This is a genomic window from Microcoleus sp. T2B6 (assembly GCF_036700475.1).
In the GTDB taxonomy this organism is placed as follows: Bacteria; Cyanobacteriota; Cyanobacteriia; order Cyanobacteriales; family Microcoleaceae; genus Microcoleus.
Genome location: NZ_JAUBOZ010000030.1, coordinates 13,108 through 36,099, shown reverse-complemented (window position 1 = coordinate 36,099; position 22,992 = coordinate 13,108). Strand labels below are relative to the sequence as shown.

Genomic DNA, 22,992 nt, shown 5'->3' with positions numbered 1-22,992 from the left:
AAAAATGACTAGGGAATCTTTAGACAGAGGCACCATTTTAATTGTGGATGATACGCCCACTAATCTGGGTTCAGTATTGGATTTTTTGACCGCATCTGGCTTTACTGTTTGGGTAGCTCGCAGTGGGTCGAGCGCTCTCAAAAAAGTGCAATATTGCCAGCCGGATTTAATTTTGTTGGATGTGCTGATGCCAGAAATGGACGGATTTAAAACCTGTCAAAATCTGAAAGCGAATGACTTAACTAAAGATATCCCAGTCATTTTTATGACCGCGCTGGACGATACAGAAAGCAAAGTCCAAGGCTTTAATGTGGGGGGAGTTGATTATATCACTAAGCCCCTTCAACACGAAGAAGTTTTAGCTCGCGCTATCACGCACCTGAATCTGCGAAATCTAACTAAAAAGCTTCAGGCGCAAATTGTCGAGCGCGAGCGAGCGCAAGCCGACCTACAAGTTTTGGCACAAGAGCTAGAGACGCGAGTAGAACAGCGCACCGCTGAACTTTCCCAAACGAATGAACGCCTCAAGCAGGAGGCTGCTGAACGCAAGCTTGCAGAAGCAGCTTTGCAAGCATCGGAAGCGCGAGAGCGGCACAAAGCCCTACAGCTCGAAAATTCCCTGCACGAACTCAAGCACGTGCAAAGCCAGCTCATTCAGAGCGAAAAAATGTCCGGGCTAGGCCAACTCGTGGCTGGCGTAGCTCATGAAATCAATAATCCAATTAATTTTATTTATGGAAATCTTTCCTATGCTCTGGAATATTCAAAAGCTTTGGTCACTATCCTTGACCTCTACGAAAAGCACTATCCTAATCCGGCTCCAGATATACAAGCAGAAATCGCAGCCAGCGAGCTAGATTATCTCAAAGACGACTTGCCTAAATTGTTCAAATCGATGTACTTAGGAGCCGATCGCATCCGCGAAATCGTTTTATCTTTGCGCCTCTTCGCACGGCAAGAAGGATATGAAATGAGAGCGGTCAACATTCACGAAGGCATGGACAGCACGCTGATGATTTTACAGAGCCGACTAAAATTTAACTCAGAGCGCCCCTCGATTGAAGTGGTGCGGGACTATTGCCCAAACCTGCCCGAAGTGGACTGTTATGGGGGAGAAATGAATCAGGTATTTATGAATATACTTGCCAATGCGATCGATGCTATTGACGAGTGGAACACGCAGAGATCGCTAGAAGAAATTAAAGCGAATCCTAGCGTGATTCGGATTAGCACAGAAGTAACAAGCAGCAATTGCGTAGCTGTCCGAATTGTGGACAATGGGCCAGGGATCTCGGAAGAGGTTCGTCGCCACGTATTTAACCCATTTTTTACGACAAAACCCCCCGGTAAGGGCACAGGGATTGGGTTGTCGATTAGCTGGCAAATTGTAGTGGAAAAACACCGGGGAAGCTTGGGGTGTATTTCTGCACCAGGCGGGGGAACAGAGTTTACTATTGAGATTCCGCTTCAGCAGGAGTCTCCTGTCTTGTCGCTGTCAGCTTGATATAATGTCGGGTATCTTCATCCATCATGGTGCGCTGTGATGGGCAATCGCGGGGTTTCTGCGATTGCCCATCACAGCGCAAAATTACCAACAAGAAACTTCGGGTGTGCACGTAGTGGTGTAGGTAATACCGAACTAACTCTCCGAAGATTGATCGGATTGTGGCTGTTTCTGAGTATCTTTTTCCCCGGCAATAAATCCTTCTGTATCCTGCTTTAATTCTGATACAAGTGCGCCTCGATCGCGCCAAGCTTCGGCATTTTCTGGTTTGATGGCAATAGCTTGATCGTAAGCTGCCATTGCTTCCTCATACCGCTTTAATTCTGACAAAGCTATCCCCACATGACGCCAAGCATCGTAGGAGTCAGGCTTAATAGCAATCGCTTTCTCATAAGCTGCGATCGCTTCTTCATGGCGCTGCAATTTTGCCAAAGATTCGCCTTTACAAAACCAAGCTTCGTAACACTCGGAATTAAGGGTAATTGCTGATTCGTAAGATGCAATTGCTGCTTCGTGCTGCGACAGTTTGTCGAAAGCTACGCCTCGGTTGTGCCACACTTCAAAATCCTGCGGTTTAATCGCTATTGCTTTGTCGTAGGATTCGATCGATTCTTGATATCGCTGCAATTTTCCGAGCACAGCAGCTCTATTGTACCAAACTTCGTATTTGTCGGGCCGGATGCCGATCGCCCGATCGTAAGAATCAATAGCATCGCTGTAGCGGAGCCGTCTCCACAGCATATTGCCTCGATTGTACCAAGTTTCGTATCTGTTGGGATTGATCTCAATAGCGCGATCGTAAGAATCAACTGCTGCTGCGTACTGTTGTACTTTGGCCAGCATCGCACCTCGGTTGTGCCAAAGTTCGCTGTCGGTTGCTTTGATAGCCAGGGCGCGATCGTAACTGGCGATCGCTTCTTCGTAATGCTGCAATTGACCCAACAAAGCCGCTATACTGTGCCAACACCCGTATTTTCGGGATTCGCTCGAACTTGCTCGCTCGTAACAGGCGATCGCCTCTTCGTACTTCTGCAATTTGGCCAGCAAACTCGCTTTATTATACCATGCTTCGTAGTTATCCGGTTTAATTAATATTGCTTGGTCGTAACAGGCCAGTGCTTCTTCCATGCGCTGCAATTTTACTAACACATTTCCGCGCCAATACCAAGCCTCATTCAAAAATTTATTCGCTAAAACAGCTTTTTCCAAACAGACTAATGCTTCATCATAATTGCCTTGAAAATAAAGCCCTTCGGCTTGCTTGATATAATCGTCAGCAATCAATTTTTCGTCGTTAGCAGGTGCAGTTTGCGATTTTTGGGAATTGTTTAAGGCCGGTTGAGGTGCGATTTTGAGAGCTTCTTTGGCAACAACTGCGGGAACTTGGGAAATCTCTTGAACAATTTGATATTTTTTCTCGTCAACTTCTTTCCGCAAAACTTGCAGGTGCATGATAAATTGAGATTTGAGAGTCTCAATTTGCTCGACAGAAGATTTGGAAACTTCAGTTTCTCTAGTTAAAAAATCAAGGGATTGTTTAGCTGCACCCATTTGCGCTTCTAATTCATCCTTTAACTTTTGAGTCAGTTGGCTAGAATTTCTGAGTTCGGATTCCAATACACCAATGCCCTGCAATCGTTTATTGGCATCAGCCACCAACTGTTTGATTATCAGCCGTCGCATCATCCAAAAAAATGCAATTGTCACAGGTGGAAATACAGTACCAAGAATTAGCAAAATATTGAGCAGAGTTATGGTACTATTAAAACCATATCCAGATTCCGCACTGCCACTAGACGGGGAGATAAAAGCTAAAACCTCGCGAACTTGAGGATTGCTTTCAGCCCCGGTTTCGATTAATTTAGCCAGCCAGGTTTCTTGTAAAGATTTTGTTAGTTCATCGCCGGATGCAGCAGGAGTATTCGCCTTGGTTTTGGCACTAGCAGATACATCGGGTTGAGCGGCCGCTACCAGTAAACCTGTCGGCGATTTTACAGCAATTCGCGGGGAAAATTGTTCGTGGGCGATCGTCTCAGGCTCGCTAATTGGCTCAGCCCGACGGGATACGGTAATATTTGGGGAAAATTGTTCGTGGGCGATCGTCTCAGGCTCGCTAATTGACTCAGCCGGACGCGATTCAGTATTATTTACGGCATCAACAACGTTGCTAGCTTGCGGTGTCTCAGGAGAAATAGGAGGTGCAGCAGGATTGGCGCTAGTATTAGCAGTTAAATTGTGGGATGCGAGGGCAGCCAGAGTCAAGAGAGCTAGATTAGAGACGCGCATAAACGTCAACTCATTTAGGAGAAATTAGTGCTTGGTTGTCAGCGATCGGGCGATCGAACTCATAGTCTCAGCAGTTAGAATAGCTGACATGAGGAATGCTGACTTACTATCTCCAAAATACGGGCGGAGTCTGACTTTTCAGGAAAAGTGCCAGTAATTCTGGCTGTGGAACTTTTGTCCAAAAATATATTCTCGCGCCTAATCCGGTTGAATAACCCTCGAAATCATCATTAGGCTGGTAGGGCCGGGTTCACCAATCTGCACAATTAGCCAAAGATCCGGGTGAACCAGACCCGATTTTTAGCTCTAAACCTTAGCTAAAACCGCTTCCGGCTGCTGACTTTGGGCCACGACTTCCTCTAAATCAGCGCCGAAAATTTCACAGCTATTATTCGGACTTTCAATCAGCTTAATTTTGTGCAACTCTGCGCCCAATTCCCGAACGGGCGATCGCAATAATTGCCCGATCCGAACAGCAATATTCTCCGCAGTCGGCACAACGTTCTCAAAATAAGCAATATCCTTATTTAAAAAAGTGTGATCGAACGGTTCAACAACATAATCGTCAACGGCTTTTTGTAAAGCTCCCAAATCAGCAATCATGCCAGTCCGCGCATCCATTTCCCCTTTAACAGTCACCTCTAAATGATAATTGTGACCGTGACCGTTGGGACGAGCACATTTGCCGTAAATTTCCGAGTTTTCTTCAAAGCTCAAATCGGGACGAGCCAACCGATGGGCCGCGCTAAAATGAGTGGACAAAGTTAGATAAGCTTCCATTCCGTTTCCTAAATATTCAGCCCAAAGTTCGGGATGTTCAAACAATTGAATTTTGCTCAGAGGTAAATGAGGGGCTAGGCGCAGCCAAATTTGCCGTGCTATGTTTTCGGTAGTTGGCAGAGTCTGCTCAAATTCCGGCCACGCTTCGTTGAGAAAGGAAAAATCGAGATCCTTGATAACTTCCCGTTTGATGACGTGCTTGACATCAGACAGGTTGAGCACCATGCCGTTCTCGTCGAGTTCTCCTATCATGGAAACGTAAAGGACGTAATTGTGTCCGTGTCCCGGTGCGCGGGCAGTTGGGCCAAACCGCTCAAAGTTCTCGGCTTCGCTTAACTCCGGCAGCCAGTACCGGTGACTCGCCGAAAACTGTGCCCGACGATTGATGATGCACTGCATAAAAGTCAAGTAGGGTAAGCTTGTTAAGTTCTGTAAAGGACTCGCTTCTTAAGGATAAACTAATTTTTGCTGGAATTTTTCGATTATTTGAGGGTGCTGTAAATGAATTTCTACCAATTTTCCAAATATTGGCAACAAGTCGCCGATCGATCGAGCCGCCGGGCCCATTTTACGCCACAACACAGATATCCGGCAGAAAATACCGCTACAAAACAGTTTCTCGCCATCAATTGCTAACCCATCAGTTACGAGCCTTTGAGAAAGTACGCGCGTGCGGATTTATCCCGTTCGCGAAGCGGGCCCGTTGCGGTAAGGAATCGACCTTTTTTGCAACACAGGGCACTCCACAGTTCGAGTTTTTCGCCTAAGCTCTGCAATAGTTAGCAGTTGGCGGTTCAGTTGCGCTCAAAACTAATCACCCATTACCCCTTACCAAATATTAATGAATTGGATTACTTCACGAGCCGATCGCTTTTTTGAAGATTGGTCGGGTGCGATGACAACCCCCCTCTTTTATATCGGGGACGCTCATCTGTCCATCAGTGCGATCGTCCAACTGATAGTTTTAGCTATATTTGCCTTCATTCTAGCTAAGATTATCAGTGAAGGAATCAAGCGCAGCCTGCTAGTTCGGATGGGATTGGATCGTGGCAGTCGAGAAGCAATTTCCACCATCATTAGCTATATTTTAGCAACGCTTGGCTGTATATTCGTCCTGCAAAGTGCCGGCATCAACCTCACTTCTCTCACCGTCTTAGCTGGCGTTGTCGGCATTGGTTTCGGCTTCGGCTTGCAAAATCTCGCCAGCAACTTTATCAGCGGTCTCACCCTGCTATTCGAGCACCAAATTAGAGTCGGAGACTTTATTGAAATAGACAAGTTATTAGGAACGGTAGAAACCATTTCGATCCGCTCTACGATTATAAAAACAATTGACGGTCTCTTTGTAATCATACCCAACATTAAGTTTGTCGAAACTAACATTATTAACTGGAGTTACAAAGACCCCAGATGCCGCATCCACATCCCCGTCGGCGTTGCTTACGGCTCTGACCCAGTAATAGTTACGGAAGCGCTATTAATTGCGGCACGGATGGAATCGAATGTCTTGTCCCATCCTTCTCCTAAAGTATGGTTTTGCGGTTTTGGAGATCACGCTTTAAATTTTGAACTTTTAGTTTGGATTGACCAGCCACAGGAAAGCGATGCTATTAAAAGTGCAGTCTATTTTTTAATAGATTACGAATTTCGCCACCGAAATATCGAAATTCCCTTTCCACAGCGGGATTTGTGGCTGCGAAACCCCCAAGAGTTAACTCAACTTTTTCACAATAACAAAGACGATAATTCCAACGGCAAACTTTTTCCGCAGAATGCCACACATTCTACAGAAGTCAAATCTAATTCCACGGTTTCCGATCATAAAAACTCAGGGCCTAAATCCCCTAATAATTGGACGCTGCGAGATTTGTTGCGGCGAGTAACTTATTTTGAACAGTGTACGGATTTAGAACTGCGACAGTTAATTGAATACGGCTACCGACAACTGTTTCCAGCGGGACAGGTTGTATGTAAAGAAAATGACCCTGGCGATTCTTTTTATATTATTCTTTCGGGTACTGTAGAAGTTCTTTCTCAAAAAGCCGATCAGTATATTGCTACGCTTCATGAGGGCGAGTTTTTTGGGGAAATATCTTTGCTGTTGGGAACTCCGAGAACTGCGACTGTTAAAACTAGCGAAGATGCAATTTTGTTTGTGGTGGAACGCCACGACTTGCAAAAACTTTTAATAGAACAGCCGAACTTAGCCGATCAGATTGCTCAAAAATTGTCGGAACGCCAGCAAGCTTTGAGAGATTTGGGATTGTTAGATGGCGACTCTCTGGGACAAACTCCTTTTATTAAAATTCGCAAGCGAATTCAAGTTCTTTTTGGAATTTGATACGGAAAGGAAGTTCGGCAACGCGCCGTGTACGGGATTTAACGCATTTAACGGATGAATGCTGAGGGAATTGGGAATTGGGAATTGGGAATTGAGCAATTCTCCCACTCTCCCACTCTCCCACTCTCTCACTCTCCCCTCTCCCCCTCTCGTTGACTAACTAACTTTTAAATTTTAATTCATCCTGTGCTTCCCGCCGCAGTCTAGCGGCAATTCTAAACAGTTCTTGACCGGTGTGCAAGTGGCGATCGTCATAATTGAGGGTAAATAGCTGCAATTCTTCTATTCCGTCTCCGACTTGATTGATGCTGTAGTAGAGATGGGCCGCAACTCCGGCTACATTAGATGGATTGGGCATTGATGTAAAAAAGTTATGAGCTTTTTTGAGATACTCGCGGCTGGTTTCGATATAAAGTTGAAACTTTTCTATCAGTTCGTCATCAAACGGATCTGCTGACAATTCGTCTATTTCTTTTTTAAGTGGCTTCAAGATGCTGTTGAGCATTCTATTGACTGGTTTGTATACTTTAATCAGCCACTGTTCCATTAGTTCGTCAGCGTCCCGTGCTGTTTGTTGTTGCTGGCGGCTGACGTTTGGTGCGACTGGTGATTGCTGTTCGGTTTGCTCGGAAAGTTGGCGATCGTAAGATTGTCTGTGCTGGGCGTCTCCTAATATTTCATAGGCTGCATTGAGGCGGACAATCTCTTCGTGACCCGCTGTGTCGCTGCGGCTGTCTGGATGAAATAATTTGACTAAACGGCGGTATGCTTGTTTAATCTCGGCTTGGGTTGCGGTTGGGCTAATCTTTAGGGTTTTGTAGTGATTGGTAACGGAAGACACGCTGTTATTTCCTTGAAATCTGGATTATCTGTGAAAAAAAGCTTGACAAAAATATCATTATTTGCTAATTTATTAGGTATTTATCTGATATAAATGCCAAAAAGTGTAAGTTGAAAACGTCAGTTTTCAACTTATCAGAAAATTGGGTTAAAAACCCTGTCCTGGTAGGAGGGCTTTTTTCCATTGTTAAGTAAAATAACAAATCCATCTTAACAAATGAATATGGTAGAATAACCAAATCAGACAAGATGTAAAAACCTACCCCCGGACTGGGGGAAAGTCTACGCCCAAAACATTTTTGAGGAGATATGACTACGCACTCTTTTGTGCCCAGAGTAGTCAGCCTGGGAACCCACGCTTGCGCGGGATATTAAGACTGAAATGTCTTAAGAATCCCCGTGCCTTAAGGCCGGGGAGTGTCAACATAAATCTATTTTAGAAAAAGATTGAGGCTTTGGAAGTGGTAAGCCGATCGACATTGGGGACTCATATAGCCATCCTCCCAGCAATTGTTAGCTGCTTCCTTCCCGACAAGAGCGCTTACCGACCACTTGGCTAACGCGCCGAAAGCGGTTCGTTCAAAAAAAAAGCCCTTGAGAAATTCGGCCTCGCTCGCGATCGAGGCAGCTACAATCTATCGCAATTCTTTAAGCTAAAAAGCAAAGCCAAGCAGGGCGTACACTGTACGCCCTGCTGTCAGTTTCTGCAGCTTGGGTCGGAGGCTGACCTAGTTGAGGGCCATCGCCAGATTGAGTTCTGGATCTTGGAACAAGGGAGTGCTGAGATAGCGTTCGCCGAAGCTAGGCTGAATCATTACAATCAATTTCCCTGCATTTTCGGGACGCTGGCCGACTTTCACCGCCGCACATAGTGCCGCGCCGCTGGAAATACCGGACAAAAGTCCTTCTTCTCTGGCCAAGCGACGGCCATAGGCGATCGCATCGTCATCGGTAACAACTATAATTTCGTCGATCGAATCCACATTCAGCACCGGCGGCACAAAACCAGCGCCGATACCTTGAATTTTGTGAGGCCCTGGCTTTCCGCCCGACAGTATCTGACTATTAGCCGGCTCAACGGCGATCGCCTTAAATTCGGGTTTCCGCGACTTAATCACCTCTGCGACACCCGTAATCGTACCGCCCGTGCCGACTCCCGAAATCAGGAAATCCACCTCGCCGTCTGTATCTTCCCAAATTTCCTCAGCCGTTGTCGAACGGTGAACCTGCGGGTTCGCGGGATTCCGAAACTGCTGCAACATATACGCATTGGGAGTTTTGTCCACAATCTCTTGAGCGCGGCGGATGCAGCCGCTCATGCCCTCAATTCCGGGAGTCAGTTCTAGTTGGGCCCCGTAAGCTCGCAGCATCGATCGGCGTTCCGTGCTCATCGTATCCGGCATGGTCAAAATCAACTGGTAGCCCTTAGCCGCAGCCACCATTGCCAGAGCAATTCCGGTATTCCCAGAAGTCGGTTCTACTAAAACCGTTTTGCCAGGACTAATCAGACCTTCGGCCTCTGCTTGATTGACCATATTGACACCGATGCGGTCTTTCACCGATGCTGCCGGATTCATGCCTTCGAGTTTGACCACAATCCGAGCCACGCAGCCTTCGGCTTGGGGAATGCGGTTGAGTTGCACCAGGGGCGTCCGCCCTACCAATTCTGTAATGTCGCCAGCAATACGCATAATCTTTGTCAGTTTGTGGTTGAAAGTAAATCTTAATTCCTAGTTGGCAATATTTTAACTAGATGTAATACATGATATCGAGCTGCCGTCTGCCATTGCGCTTTTCGCACAGATCCTGTAGCGTGTATTTTTGCAACACTGAGTTGGCAATCGATCGAGCTTCTTGCCAAACTTCCCAAATCACCGCACTTTCTACAGTTTGAGCAGGCGAGTCTTTTTCAGCTCGATCGAACTCTGAGCCTTCGAGGCAGTTGATAATTTCTAGGAGTGTAATTTTCCAGGGTTCTCTGGCCAAGATATAACCTCCCTTAGCTCCTCGCTGGCTGCGAATCAGCCCGCTGCGTCTCATTGTAGCCAGCAACTGTTCCAAATATCGATCGGGAATATTTTGCTGAGCCGCTATCTGGCGAATTTGCAGAGGCTCGCCTTCTTCGTAGCAATCGGCAAGCTCCAGCAAAGCTAAGATTGCGTATTCGCTTTTACAGGAGAGTTCTACCATAATTGCTTCAAATACCAGAATTCTCAACTCCCAAGTCAGATGTCAAAATTTTCCTCACTATTGAGTTAACAATTTTAACTTCTAACTTTTTATTATACCCCGGTTTTCCACTGAACTTAATCGACTTTGCTCAATTCATAAGGTCTTACGGCAATAAACCGGGTTTCTCCGTCTACGACTGATAATTTTAATTTTTTTTATTGATTGTCGGCACCCAATTCGTCAGTCGCACAAAAAAGCCCTGCCTGGGGCAGGGCTAAATTTGGAAGTTGCCAGCAGAGAGGGTTGGACCGCCCTGCCTCTTCTAATCTGCTCTTAGAACGTGAAAGTAGTTCTCAGGGTACCAATGATGGTGTCATCATTACGGCGATTTTGATCGGGATTCGTCACCCAAATCACGCCCGGAGTAACAGAAATGTTGTCCGAGAGCTTGAATTTGTAGAACCCTTCAAAGTGCCACGACTGGTCATTTGTGAAGCCCCGCAAATCGCTCGGAACCTTAAGTTTATCCAAGTAAGGCTCGCGACCTACCACGAACCCTAGCAAGTTGCCTTCTTTCCCGAAATCTGGCAAAGCCAAGGTGACAGCGTAATTCCAAATTTTCGCATCGCCGATGCCGAGAATGCGAGCATGGGTTAAACCAGCCCAGCCGCCAATGATAAACCTCGGGCTCAGCCGCAACGAAGCCTGAGCACCGTAGGAGTTGCTGACCACTTTGCGAGCGCGGAAGGAGGTGCCATCCTCGTAGGTAAAGCCGTCACTCAAAAAGCCGAGAGAATTAGCCTCGTTGGTACCGGTGAAACCGCCGGGGACGCTGGCCCCGGAACCGTTGTCAAACCCAAAGTTACCCCTGCCAAAGTAACCGTGGTTGTAGTTGAAAGCAACTTGCAAGTTGCGTCCGGGGGTAAAAGTCAACTGACCCATCGCCGCGTAGTCGCCATTCGTCAAGCCTGCACCCTTGCTAGGATTGGCTGCATTTGACGCCAAATAACCGAAGGACAGAGAAGTCGGGCCGAACACGCCACCCAGCAAGCCCCTGCCGCCGAAGGCGTAGTCAAAGCCGATACCTGAGCCACCGCCCAAGCGATAAATCGGGTTCCGCTGTCCAAAGGCGCTCAATGACCCGTTACCGCCGTCAAAGTCTTCAAAGTAAGGGTTGACAGTCGGCATAATGTCGTCCCAAACGCCAGCGTTGGCTATCAGGCTAACGTTCAGTCGCTGACCGACGGGGAACTTGTATAGCAAGGTGTCGAGGGCAACAACGTTGTCGGTTCTGCCGACGACATTCCAAGTTTGAGTGCCTTCGCTGGTCAACCCTAAGTTCAAGGGTTGACCGTTGCCTACCTGAAGCCTCGTCAGCAGCAAGTCTCTGCCGGTGAAGCTAGTGTTTAAATTCAGACGTACCCGCTGTTGGAAGACAGCTTCGTTGTTGTTGCTGCCTCTTCTGCGCTTTGAGCCCAGAACGTTAACACCGCCAGTCAAGGCACTAAAGTCCCTAAAGTCGTCGGTGAGGGCAAAAATTGCTTCCCCGGTCAGCTTGGTAGTAGTTGAGAATTGGTTGGCTTCGAGTTCGGCTGTCCGAGCTTCCAAAGCATCGACGCGGCCGCGCAGGGTTGCCAGTTCCGCTGCAAATTCTTCTTGGAGCCGTTGGAGGGCTGCCAAGTCATCTCTCGTAGCGAAGTTGCCACTGCCTGCTCTAATGAGCTCGCTCACCTTGTCTAAGCAAGCATTTAAACCGGCTGCGAATTCGTAGCGGGTCATTGCCCGGTTGCCGCGGAATGTGCCGTCGGGATAACCGGCAATACAGCCGTAGCGCTCGACTAGGGATTGGAGTGCTTGGAAAGCCCAGTCTGTGGGCCGCACGTCGGAAAGTTGAGATACTGAGGTAACTTGACCTTCAGTTTCGCTGCCGGCAGCACCTTCGGTGGTGTACTGGTTGAGCTGTTCTAATGTGGCGGCTGGGTTTTGCTCTTGTGGTGCTGCAGTTTGGGCTAAAGATTCAGCCGGTTTTGGCAAACTTGGTTCTGCCGACTCTGCCACTGCCGGGGCTGGAGTTTCTAATTGAACTGCACCGATTTGCTCTGGGAGAGCGGTAGCTGCTGGGGCTGGAATTTCTAGTTGGGCTGCCGGGGCCGAATTTTCTACTGGTTGAGCGACTGCTGGCTCAACTGCGGCTAAAGATTCACTTGTAGGTTGTGATGCCGCTTGGGGATCTTCCTCAGCAGGGGCTGTGTTGGCTCCGACGAGCGCACTTTCAGTTGCAGGCGTGGCCACATCTGCCATCGCTGCCTGGGTTTCGCTGCCAGCGACTTGGGAAATTTCTTCTACTGGCTCGGAGGCTGCAGTTGTTTCGGAAACAGCAGCTAAAGCATTTAGTTTCGCTTCGGAGGTTTCAGCGGTTTCAGCTTTGGCGGCAGCGGGATTGAGCGCATCAGCAGCCTGCTGAGCGTCTGCTGCCATCGCGCTCGAAGAAACTACTAGGGTAGCTCCTAAGACTGCTGGGCTGATTAGTAAGTAACTCCACAAAAATTTCGACATATTCACTCTCATCCTCACACCGATTACAGAGAAACTTTTTTAGTCTTCTATGTGGTCAGTCGTTGCTCAACTAGCATACTCTAAAAAGAGACCTAAAATTCACTTTTTCTTTTGATTCTTTCGGGCTGACCGAGTATATAGATGTGACTGACGGCTGCACAGAGCCTGTTTTTTTACCTGTACTCAACGGCGTCAAAACCATACCAGGCTTGGGCTGTGGATTGATTTGACTGCTGACACTAGATAGCGCCCGATCGCCTCTTTACTTTTTAGCACAGCACGCCCGACTCGTCTAGGCTGATTCGACTTTAACATCCAAGCTGTGTCCTAGAACGCTAAAGACTTGGCGGTGATCGAATAGTTCCAACAAATCGGCGTTGATTTTATTGTGAGCTGCTTCTTGCCGCAAAATTTTCATCGCTGCCTCTGTTCGCAGAGCTCGCTTGTAGGGGCGATCGCCTGCTGTCAGGGCATCGTAAATATCGGCGATCGTCATCAATTGCGCTTGAATTGGAATTTCTGACTTGTTTAAACCTCGCGGATAGCCTGTGCCATCGAGTTTTTCGTGATGTCCGTAGGCAATGTCTGGAATATTTTTTAAATCCTTTGTCCAAGGAATTTGTTTCAGAAACTCGTAAGTGTGAGTTACGTGAAATTCTATTGACGATCGTTCTTCCGGCGTCAGGTTGCCCCTTGACACCATCAATTGCAATATCTCGTCTGGGTTCAGCAGGGGTTTCCTTGCCCCATCTATATCTCTGTAAGTTTGTCGAGCAATCTCTCGCAGTTGAGCTAGGGGTTCTGCTGCCAAAATGTGAGGCTCGTTTGCCTCTAGCAGCACTTCCCAGTATTCTGCTAATCGGGTTTTCGCCTCTGCTAGCTTAGTGTCTAGCTGTTCGATTTCCTGGCATTGAGCGCACTCTGGCTCCTGGCTTGGGTGTTTTCGGTAGGCTGAATGCTCCAGCAAGTATTTATATTTAGACTGGACGCATTCCATTTCCATCGTCCGTTGAGCTAAGCCAAAGCGGTGGCGAATGATTTCTAGCTGTGCGGGGTAGAGCTTTTTCTGTTTGGTCAAAACTGCTTCGGGCACTCCAATTTTGCCAAAATCGTGCAGCAGGGCGGCGTAGCGAAGTTCTTGAATTTGGCGGTTGTTAAAGTAAATAGAGCGCAGTCCTCCGCTGCTGACGGTGTTTACTTCTTCTGAAAGGCGTACTGTCAGGGCTGCTACTCGTTCTGAATGGCCGTAGGTACAGGGGTCTCTGGCTTCTATGACTTGCACCGAGGCTTTGACGAAGCCCTCGAACAAATGTTCTATGCTGTCTTGAAGTTGATTGCGCTCGATCGAGATGGCTGCTTGAGAAGCGAGCGATCGAACTATCCTTTCTTCCCACTCCGAATACTGCTGCGTCGCTTCCCAGGCATTGTCTGCTGTCAGCACCGTATCTGCCTTTGTTTTGCGGTTGATCAGTTGCAGTACACCTATTGTCTCCCCCTGTCGGTTTTGCATCGGCAGTACCATTACCGAGCAAGTGCGGTAATTAATATCCCTGTCAAAACTGGTATCTAGCCGGTAGGGTACGCCGGGGGGTAAGTCGTAGGCATCAGACAGGTTCAAACTTTGACCTGTAATTGCCACGTATCCCGCCAAGCTTTTGTCTGTCAGTGGCAGAGCAAACTCTTTAAACGACAGGCTGGGTTTAGAACCGTTTTGCGCTACCTTGAACAGCAGCTTAGGTGTTTCGTCGCTGTTATCTACTAAGTAAACACTGCCAGCATCGCTGTAGGTGATTTCTCTACTTTTGGATAAAATTAAGTTTAACAAGTCGCCCAAATCTTGGGCGCTCGACAGAGCCGCGCCAATATCTAAAAGCTTTTCTATCAGATGGGTTTTTTCTGCCGCAGCAGACTCGTTCTTGAACTCTGGCTTTTCAAATACGATCATGGTCGGATGATGGGGAATAGCCTTTTATACATTGAACGTTTGGCCTCTCGACTTTTTAGCACCCGATTCTCACCCCCAGTCGATTTTTTATTGGCCAGCTTTCCGCGAGCGGGGCCTGTTGTTGCGCCAACGGACACTCTTTTAATCTAGCGTAGAAATCTCTTGGGCTAGCGCAAAGTCTTTCTCAGTTAAGCCTCCGGCATCGTGAGTTGTCAAGTTAAGTGTAACTTTATTATAGGAAATTTCTATATCGGGGTGATGTGCTGCGGCTTCTGAGGGGGCGACCAACTTATTTACAAAGGCGATCGCTTCTATAAAATCTTTAAATACACGGGTAGAGCGCAGTTGTTTGCCTTCAACCGTCCAGCCTGACAATTGACTGGCGCGCTCTTGAATTTCAGTATTGTTAAGTAGCTCAGCCATAATTTTTTTCTTTGGGATTAGCAATGGCAGATTAACTGCCCACCTGTAGAAACCCGGACCAAAAAACTATCCGCTCTCACCAATAGCGTTTAGTCTCAAGTTTTCCTACTCAAGATTTAACACTATTTGAGGTGAGAGCGGTCTAGCGGGTCTTCAGATTAGAACCTGACTGCCGGGAGAATCCCTAGCTCAGCCTGGTTCCCCGTGGAAGTCGTTTCCCGTTGGAGACGACGGCTGACTGCTAGTGAGCGGCCCCGGCGCACAGCCGGTAGTTTCCAATCTGATGACCCATGCGTTTACTACTTTCTATCATGGGCATCACCTCCAGGTTTAGCTAAATGGCTTAATATTGGAACGCACATCACCTAAATACAAGATTTAAGGTGATGATTTGTGCGCTAGCCATTGCCAGCGTTACCGAAAGAACTTGCGTTCTGAGTATCATTCCAGTAGTCACAATTATCAGAATAACACAAGAAATTAGAAGTGGGGGAGGCAAATTGAGAATTTTGCAAGATCGGCGGAAATTAGTGATGCTGCAAGGTCTTTGATCGATCTCTACAGCAAGCGGGCGATCGTAGTTTCAGCCATTTGCCCATATGTTCTTCAGAATCCGGGCTGTGCGGTTATCAGGTGCATGGCAACTCTGGCGGCGGGGAAAGGCTGATCGATTTCTTACCAGATAGGGGATGAGAATTAAATAAAATCCACTTTTCATGACTGTTGTGGGATGGGCGTCCCGCCCGCCCAGAAAGGACGGGCGGGACGCCCATCCCACAAGAAAAAAGGGAAATTATTTAATTGACGATCCTAGGAAACTTCACCAGATATAGAGACACGAGTTGTTCTAGCCGCAGGCAGAGTTGGTTTTTGTACAAAATCATTTTTTTTAGGGCGCTAATTCGATCGAATCCTGCAAACAAAAAGCTCCCGCCACCAGGCAGGAGCTTTTTAAGCATTAAGGGTAAAGCCTAAACTGCTTTATCTTACCCTTTTAAAATGTTGGAATTTTTGATATTTCGCGCTGATTACAGGGCGTTACCGCGAGGCAGAACTTCTTCAGGGAAGATGAAGTTTTCGTGAGGTTGGTCTGTCGGAGCCATCCAAGCACGAATGCCTTCGTTAAGCAGAATGTTCTTAGTGTAGAACGTTTCAAACTCAGGATCTTCAGCAGCGCGTAATTCTTGTGATACGAAGTCATAGGCGCGCAGGTTTAATGCTAAACCGACGATGCCAATGGAACTCATCCACAAGCCTGTGACAGGTACGAACAGCATGAAGAAGTGCAACCAGCGCTTGTTGGAGAAGGCAATTCCGAAGATTTGCGACCAAAAGCGGTTAGCTGTAACCATCGAGTAGGTTTCTTCTGACTGAGTTGGGTTGAAGGCGCGGAAGGTGTTTGAGCCTTCGCCGTCTTCAAACAAGGTGTTTTCTACGGTTGCACCGTGGATAGCGCACAACAGCGCACCGCCCAAGATGCCTGCAACGCCCATCATGTGGAAGGGGTTGAGCGTCCAGTTGTGGAAGCCTTGCAGGAATAGCAAAAAGCGGAAAATTGCTGCGACGCCGAAACTGGGGGCGAAGAACCAGCCTGATTGACCCAAGGGGTAAAGCAGGAACACCGAAACAAACACGGCGATGGGGCCGGTGAATGCTAGGGCGTTGTAGGGACGGATGCCGACTAAACGGGCGATTTCAATCTGACGCAGGCAAAAGCCGATCAGTGCGAAGGCGCCGTGGAGGGCGACAAATGTCCACAGCCCACCGAGTTGGAACCAGCGGGTGAAGTCCCACTGTGCTTCGGGGCCCCACAGGAACAGCAGGGAGTGTCCGAGGCTGTTGGCTGGGGTGGAGACTGCTACGGTGAGGAAGTTGGCTCCTTCGAGGTAGGAGCTTGCCAAACCGTGGGTGTACCAAGATGTGACGAAGGTGGTGCCTGTTAACCAGCCACCGATGGCTAGGTAGGCGCAGGGGAATAGCAGGATGCCAGACCAGCCTACGAAGACGAAGCGATCGCGTTTGAGCCAGTCGTCGAGGACATCAAAGATGCCTCTTTCGGTCTGGGCGCGTCCGACTGCGATTGTCATTTACGGAAATCTCCAAATGGATATAATTACAACGGACGTTGTTCTAGTCACAACTTCCCACCTCATAGCTCTGCTGTAGCATAAAATGAGTGGATTGTGAGTATAATTTACGTTTCTTTACCGCTGATGATGATTATAAAGGGAAATCTTTACAATAGCAAGAGCGAATTTTAAGTTTTGAGTAAGTTGGTAGTTCTGACGGGCAAGGCAATAGATAAACTGGGTTTCGGAGCGATCAGCCGATCGCTCAAAGCAGGAAAATGATTGAGCAACCGGGTTTCTCTCTCCATCAAGTATGAGAGAATCCGGGTTTCTGAGCGATCGGCCGATCGCTCAAAGCAGGAAAATGATTGAGCAACCGGGTTTCTCTCTCTATCAAGTATGAGAGAATCCGGGTTTCTGAGTTCAGGGCAATTGCTCAAAGCCGGAAAATGATTGAGCAACCGGGTTTCTCTCTCAATCAAGTATGAGAGAATCCGGGTTTCGGAGCTCAGGGCAATTGCTGAGCATGAAAATGATTGAGAAACCGCTGGTTAAAAACTAGAGATTGCTAGCGATCGACATTTTGAGTGAATTTAGCACCCAGAGGCTAAACGGCAAGCCCCCTATTCCCTCAACCTAGTGGGGAATTACTTTTTTGACATACTCCCCTGCCTAAAGGCGAGAGGATTCTTAACACTTCATCGACCAATCCTACCGAAGTAGTCTTACGAGCGCCTCCATGTTCATTTTAAGTCGTGGCAATGCCCTATCCCGACTATATGTATCGTTTTGTTTAAAAAACATTAACAATACTTTGTTTTGCTTCCAGGTTGGATTTTAACCATTGCCCTTGGGTCTTTCCCTATTACTGGATCAGTCCCGGTTTCAACTCAAGATGAGTATATATCGCTGCAATCTTAGGTGGGGATTTCAACCAATTAAACTATAGCATAAAGCCGTCCTAAAAGGACGGGGCTTGCATCCCATTTTCTCGGTCAATCAAAATCCGCCTCAATGATTCAACAAAAATGTTGTCTTGGCTGTCATATTCGGTAAAGAACTGCTTACGATTGGGCGTTTTACGATTTGGCGTTGGCGGTGGCTTTACCTGTAATCATTTTAGGTTAAATCCTATAGATTTAACTAGGTTCATCACAGACTGTTAGGAACCCGCAAGACTTAGGAACTGTCACAAGCGCTTTAGGGTGGCCTAGCCCCACAGCATCACCCACCAACTAAACGATAAACATCGGAACATCGGGACTTTTTAGTTGCCAAATTAAATAATTTGACAGCTTACTCGACAGCACCTAAAGCTTTTAGCAAGGATTTTTGCCCTTGAGTTAAACCTGTAACGCCCTTGATATTCATGCCTTCATAAATTCTTGAAGGGGAGAGATTTTTTCCATACTTCTGCATTTCAACCGTTGAACATTCAATCGTTTGTTCGCGGCCATCTCTAACTAAATTATGACTATTTTCTCTTGGTCTACTAAAAACCGATTTGGCTAAATTAGATCCAGAAAAGTTGACTTGGTACAGATTAATACCCCTCATATCTGCTTGCCAAATAGTGATATCAGAAAAATCAGCGCCCGTTAAATCTAGTTGAAGTTGACATAATAAATTGAAGATATTACCAGCCCCATATCCGGGTGCTACACCCTGCTCTGCTAATTTGATTAAAATGTAATTTAGTTTTTCCGCTAACTTTTCGGTGGTGTTGTACGTAACTAGGAGTCGGGAAATTAAAGGCGTAACAATGGCGCTAATTTGATTTTTTCTGACCGACTCTTCGGCTGTAGCTTTAATCAGAGCATAGTTTTGAAGAAAAGGAAACAAGGAACAAGAGGATGTAGAACTATTGCACTCTTCTCTAGTAATTTCTTGGTAGAGTTGCTCAATTATTTTTTCTGTGATATAATCTCTGATTAATGGCTGCTGAGTGAAGCCAAAAATACTTTTTTCCGGGACTTGAATTGCGGCTTGTTCAATGAGAGAGCGCCACTGGAGAGATTCTAAGCTTTCTAATAATTCTGCCTGGAAAACTGGCGGGACGATATCATTTAGAAGTTCTGTCGGCAAAACTGGTTCTCGGTTAATCGCTAACCAGTAAAAAATTTGTTTTTCTATCGGAGATAAGCGATTAAATAGTTCATCTAACCAAAGGCGAATCCCATTAAAAATAGTTTCTTCTTGTTCTAAGAAATCTCGAATATTCCCCGCAAATAAATCTTGGATGGAACTCGCTGCTATTTTTAAAGCTATAGGATTACCTTGGTAGCATTTTATTAGTTCCGCTTCTTCAGCAGGGGTTCCTATTAAAGACTTAAGTTTGAGGATTTCCTTGGCTGCGACTGGTGCTAAACCTTGCAGTTGCAAGAATCGGACGGGTAAAGTTGCTCCGGTTAAAGATGCAATTTCTCTCGCTTTTTCTCTGCTGACAATTAGCACGCAACTTTGGTGATTGGTTTCAGCAATTTGTCTCAGAAGTTGGCTGTAGTTAGAGAATCCGTCGCGGTAAGTGCCTGCATAGCTACCACTCTGGCAAAGGAAGTCTAAATCATCAAGGATAATCAGACACCGATGCTGCTGTAAATACTTGATAAGAAGAGAGATGCGTTCGCCTACAACCTGGGGTAAATCGGTAGTTTGATCCTGTGATAAAAATTGGATAATTTTAGCTAATTCTTCGGGTAAAGGTGAACTATCTTGCAGGCTTTTCCAGATGACAAATTCAAATTCACCTTGAATTTCTTCTGCTAACTTTACCGATAAAGCAGTTTTGCCAATTCCGCCCATACCGATCAGGGTAATTAAGCGGCAACGATCTTGTAAAATCCAATGTTTAAGGGTAGCTAATTCTTGAGTACGCCCGTAGAAAATAGAAACGTCGATCGCCTCTGATAAATTGTGGTGGGTTTTTGTTATTAGGGAAGGATTTGGGAAGGCGATCGCTTGTTCCTCTGGATAACGTTTTAAGCCCAAAGCTTCCCAAAGGTGACAATTAGCCCAACAATCGGGCAAATTTGGTGATGTGGTTTTCGGTGTTTTATCTGGAGACGGGCGTGTACATGATTCAAGGATTGAGTGAATATTGCGTTTTGTGACTTGAGTTCCCAATGCCAGAGAAATTGTTCGCCATAATTGGGAACCGATATCTTTTAAGTAGTCGGCATCGTATCCTGATGTATCCGCCATGTTTTGATAAGACTGTCCTTGCCAAGATTGGCGGAATACTAGGTCTTGAACGTCGTTTAAGTGGCCTGGTTTGAGTAGGGTGTCTAAAATTGCTAAGGCTTCTTCGAGAGTCATTAGCTGTGACTGTAAAACAGTGACTAAGTAATTACTCTTATAGACTATCACTTTTTCTGACTCTTGTTACTTTTTTTTACTTTAGTTATTAAATCTTCATATAAAATTCTGGCCTTTTCTGACTTTTTCCCACTGTGAGGGCTGAGGTGAGAAGGTTATTGTGTAACTACGAACTAAAGGACTCGTGAGCATAAGGTAAGTATGAAAAAAATCTGTAAATTGCCAACGATGTAACACCTTCTCTTATCACGAAAACTTTGGAAATTAGTATCGAGTCACTAAATTAACAACCTATCATTCAGAGAGGAACTGAAATGTTCACCCATAAACATCCAAAATCTCCATACAATATTCTTTCTTTTGACGGTGGCGTAATTCGTGGTCTTTTAACGGCGGTTTTGCTAGAAAAGCTAGAAGAAGATCTACAGGAAAAGAATCCCGAAAAGGAATTAAAAGATTACTTTGATATCATTGCCGGAACTTCCACAGGTAGCCTGATTGCTTGCGGAATAGCTAGTGGACTTTCCGCCAAACAACTGAAGGGATTTTACCTAGAAAATGGCATGAAAATTTTTCCTAATTTCAAAGAGACTTTGAAAGTTTGGTTGGGTGAGGTGATTCAGGAAAATATTGACTTCAGCAAATTAGATCCTTTACATCTATTTTGTCAAGACGATAAGAATGACAAGAAATTTATGCTTCAACCTTTCTCCGATGGCCAAGGTCTGGAGGAGGTAATCAAAAGTGTATTTGGCTGTCAGGAATTTGGTCAATTGCCAAAATTAGTAGTCATCCCAAGCTACGATGTCTATAATCACGATGCTGTAATCTTCAAGAACTATCGAGAAGAGTATAAAACAATGCCAGTGTGGGAGGTTTGTAGAGCATCGTGCGCTGCACCTATGGCTTTTCCAGCTCACGTTACCCAGAATAAGGAATTTCTTAAATCTCTTAAAGTAAAGGCAAAAACAGCTACAAAAGCAGGGAAAGAGACAACTATAAAAATCCCGGATGAAGGTATCCCTTTAATTGATGGCGGTGTTGTTGCCAATAACCCTGTACTTTGTGCAATCGCCGAAGGACGCAAACAATTTAAAGATTTTCCTTCTGTAGTCGCTTCTTTTGGTTCTGGTATGGCTTTGAATCGGATTACAGTTGAAGAAGCGAAAGAGTGGGGTAGCTTGAATTGGGTAAGCATAGTCAAAGGTATCCCGATGCTAGATGTATTGTTTGATGGTTCAAATGATGCCAATGATTATGTTGCCAAAGAATTACTTGACGGAGAGAGCGAATACTTCCGCTTTCAACCGCTTCTGACAGAGAATGTTAAGGCTTTTAGTGCCGATCCAGATAATCTCTATTTATTGGTTGAGATAGCAGAAGAATTCCTTAAAACTAAGGAATGCAAGGAGGATATGAGTAAGCTTGTTAAATCTCTGACATCGCATCATTCCTTATTGGATTCTATGCGGGAGGTAATTCCTTATTTGAGTCAATTGTAAGATCACTATTGAGTCAAGATCAGAAAATTTATTCCCCTGCAAGGATTTCTGGCCTTCTCTGAGAGAAATTAGCCCACTAATTTCGATCTGACTTACGCATAAAGTCCTAGAAACTTGGTTTTTTACGAAAATACTTCGTTGAAGGCCACAGATTCAGTAAAAAACCCGGTTTCTTTAGTCGATATTGATGTTGAGTTACAGAAATTCCAACATCATTCATTTCAACAAATTTTAATTCTTGAGGTAAACTACCATGGCTACTTCTGATATAAAATCTGGTCAATTGGATAACAATGACATTATTTTTCCAGTTCCCCCTGAGCTTAGTGGCTTCACGCGGGCTGATGAATATGACTTGAATACAGATGCGATCGGGGAAGCACTCAAGCTTGCTCTTACAACTACAGATCCAAACAGCAAATATGATCCGTTTCTGCAAGTTATAGATGTCAATACGGGTCGGGTGGTTGCTGATTCAGACGATGGATCTTCAGAGAGTCTAAACTCATTGATTGAAGCCGGTCAGCCTGCAGGAAATATTGATTTAGTTGACGATCCGACAATTCCTAATTCTTTGACAATTGACGGCAGCGCCAAGTACAAAGTCCGCGTCACCAGCGTGAATTCATTTACCAGCTCGTCGTCTACTTATCCCTACAGTTTGCGGGCCAGCGTTCCTAATGGTAATGTTAGTTTAGTTGCGAGAGGTAGCAACTTCAGCAGCAGCCCTCTAACGGGCAACTCTATTACCTTCGCTGGTAAATTGGAGAGCGCCAAAGACTTTACTTTTCCGGTCAAGGCTCCCAGTATTGGCAACACACTTGCGGATGAATTTCAAGTAAAAATATCCTCGGTGGGCGAACCGATCAAAATTTCCCTCAGCAGCACGACAAATGGCTTTGACCCTTATGTGGAAGTTGTCAACGCTAATACTGGGGAAGTTGTTGACTTCAATGATGACGGTGGCGGTGGTAAGAATGCGCTGCTTTCTGTCCCGTACCAAGCAAATACTGAATACAGAATCCGTGTCAGCAGTAAAACTGCATTAGCTTCCTCTGCTGATTACAGCTTACAGGTCAGCACTTCTTCTGGCAATACTGTCACTTTGACCCCCCGCAGTGGTGACACCGGATCATCGTCGAACAGTGGCGGTAACGGAACATCGACAGCTAATTTGAATACCGGAACATCGACAGCTAATTTGAATACCGGAACATCGACAGCTAATTTGAATACCGGAACATCGACAGCTAATTTGA

General features: G+C 46.1%; 16 protein-coding genes and 1 pseudogene. 6 read left to right on the top strand and 11 right to left on the bottom strand.

Annotated elements, in window-relative coordinates; genetic code table 11:
- Window positions 1-4: 4 nt before the first annotated feature.
- Window positions 5-1,504 carry a response regulator gene (locus QUA00_RS15430; RefSeq protein WP_333410146.1) on the top strand — a complete coding sequence of 500 codons (1,500 nt, stop codon included), beginning with the start codon at window positions 5-7 and terminating at the stop codon, window positions 1,502-1,504.
- A 135-nt stretch (window positions 1,505-1,639) separates the two neighbouring features.
- Here the strand turns inward: QUA00_RS15430 and QUA00_RS15425 are convergent, their stop codons facing one another.
- Complete coding sequence (locus QUA00_RS15425; protein ID WP_333410145.1) at window positions 1,640-3,790, bottom strand: tetratricopeptide repeat protein; 2,151 nt, start codon at window positions 3,788-3,790, stop codon at window positions 1,640-1,642.
- 31 nt (window positions 3,791-3,821) lie between these two features.
- On the opposite strand from QUA00_RS15425, the gene QUA00_RS15420 reads away from it, so the two are divergent.
- The gene (locus QUA00_RS15420) at window positions 3,822-3,947 is read left to right on the top strand and encodes a hypothetical protein (protein ID WP_333309192.1); all 126 of its coding nucleotides are present in this window, start codon (window positions 3,822-3,824) and stop codon (window positions 3,945-3,947) included.
- A gap of 149 nt (window positions 3,948-4,096) precedes the next feature.
- Here the strand turns inward: QUA00_RS15420 and QUA00_RS15415 are convergent, their stop codons facing one another.
- Window positions 4,097-4,969 (bottom strand): 6-carboxytetrahydropterin synthase, encoded by an 873-nt coding sequence (locus QUA00_RS15415; protein WP_333410144.1) that lies wholly within the window; start codon window positions 4,967-4,969, stop codon window positions 4,097-4,099.
- A gap of 102 nt (window positions 4,970-5,071) precedes the next feature.
- Between QUA00_RS15415 and QUA00_RS15410 the strand changes: the two genes are divergently transcribed.
- Complete coding sequence (locus QUA00_RS15410; RefSeq protein ID WP_333309196.1) at window positions 5,072-5,206, top strand: hypothetical protein; 135 nt, start codon at window positions 5,072-5,074, stop codon at window positions 5,204-5,206.
- Between the two features lie 205 nt (window positions 5,207-5,411).
- On the top strand, window positions 5,412-6,911 hold the full coding sequence (locus QUA00_RS15405) for a cyclic nucleotide-binding domain-containing protein (RefSeq protein ID WP_333309198.1): 1,500 nt from the start codon (window positions 5,412-5,414) through the stop codon (window positions 6,909-6,911).
- A 160-nt stretch (window positions 6,912-7,071) separates the two neighbouring features.
- On the opposite strand, the gene QUA00_RS15400 is transcribed toward QUA00_RS15405, so the two are convergent.
- The 9 genes from QUA00_RS15400 to QUA00_RS15360 all read right to left on the bottom strand — a co-directional run bounded on the left by QUA00_RS15400 (window position 7,072) and on the right by QUA00_RS15360 (window position 20,231).
- The gene (locus QUA00_RS15400) at window positions 7,072-7,752 is read right to left on the bottom strand and encodes a J domain-containing protein (RefSeq protein WP_333410143.1); all 681 of its coding nucleotides are present in this window, start codon (window positions 7,750-7,752) and stop codon (window positions 7,072-7,074) included.
- Window positions 7,753-8,479: 727 nt separating this feature from the next.
- Window positions 8,480-9,442: a cysteine synthase A gene (gene cysK, locus QUA00_RS15395; protein ID WP_333102231.1), complete on the bottom strand. Its 963-nt coding sequence runs from the start codon at window positions 9,440-9,442 to the stop codon at window positions 8,480-8,482.
- Between the two features lie 58 nt (window positions 9,443-9,500).
- Window positions 9,501-9,941 (bottom strand): Rrf2 family transcriptional regulator, encoded by a 441-nt coding sequence (locus tag QUA00_RS15390; RefSeq protein ID WP_333410142.1) that lies wholly within the window; start codon window positions 9,939-9,941, stop codon window positions 9,501-9,503.
- 315 nt (window positions 9,942-10,256) lie between these two features.
- On the bottom strand, window positions 10,257-12,479 hold the full coding sequence (locus tag QUA00_RS15385) for an iron uptake porin (protein WP_333410141.1): 2,223 nt from the start codon (window positions 12,477-12,479) through the stop codon (window positions 10,257-10,259).
- 292 nt (window positions 12,480-12,771) lie between these two features.
- Window positions 12,772-14,424: an HD domain-containing phosphohydrolase gene (locus QUA00_RS15380; RefSeq protein ID WP_333410140.1), complete on the bottom strand. Its 1,653-nt coding sequence runs from the start codon at window positions 14,422-14,424 to the stop codon at window positions 12,772-12,774.
- A gap of 141 nt (window positions 14,425-14,565) precedes the next feature.
- Window positions 14,566-14,847 carry a 4a-hydroxytetrahydrobiopterin dehydratase gene (locus QUA00_RS15375; RefSeq protein ID WP_333139028.1) on the bottom strand — a complete coding sequence of 94 codons (282 nt, stop codon included), beginning with the start codon at window positions 14,845-14,847 and terminating at the stop codon, window positions 14,566-14,568.
- A 1,028-nt stretch (window positions 14,848-15,875) separates the two neighbouring features.
- On the bottom strand, window positions 15,876-16,934 hold the full coding sequence (gene psbD / locus QUA00_RS15370; RefSeq protein ID WP_333055206.1) for a photosystem II D2 protein (photosystem q(a) protein): 1,059 nt from the start codon (window positions 16,932-16,934) through the stop codon (window positions 15,876-15,878).
- Between the two features lie 170 nt (window positions 16,935-17,104).
- A complete protein-coding gene (locus QUA00_RS15365; protein WP_333410139.1) occupies window positions 17,105-17,377 on the bottom strand; it encodes a hypothetical protein in 273 nt (90 codons plus the stop codon).
- A gap of 835 nt (window positions 17,378-18,212) precedes the next feature.
- On the bottom strand, window positions 18,213-20,231 hold the full coding sequence (locus tag QUA00_RS15360; RefSeq protein ID WP_333139024.1) for an NB-ARC domain-containing protein: 2,019 nt from the start codon (window positions 20,229-20,231) through the stop codon (window positions 18,213-18,215).
- Window positions 20,232-20,545: 314 nt separating this feature from the next.
- On the opposite strand from QUA00_RS15360, the gene QUA00_RS15355 reads away from it, so the two are divergent.
- The gene (locus QUA00_RS15355; protein ID WP_333139022.1) at window positions 20,546-21,733 is read left to right on the top strand and encodes a patatin-like phospholipase family protein; all 1,188 of its coding nucleotides are present in this window, start codon (window positions 20,546-20,548) and stop codon (window positions 21,731-21,733) included.
- A 253-nt stretch (window positions 21,734-21,986) separates the two neighbouring features.
- Window positions 21,987-22,992 (top strand): annotated as a pseudogene (locus QUA00_RS15350) (hypothetical protein); the annotation flags it as partial.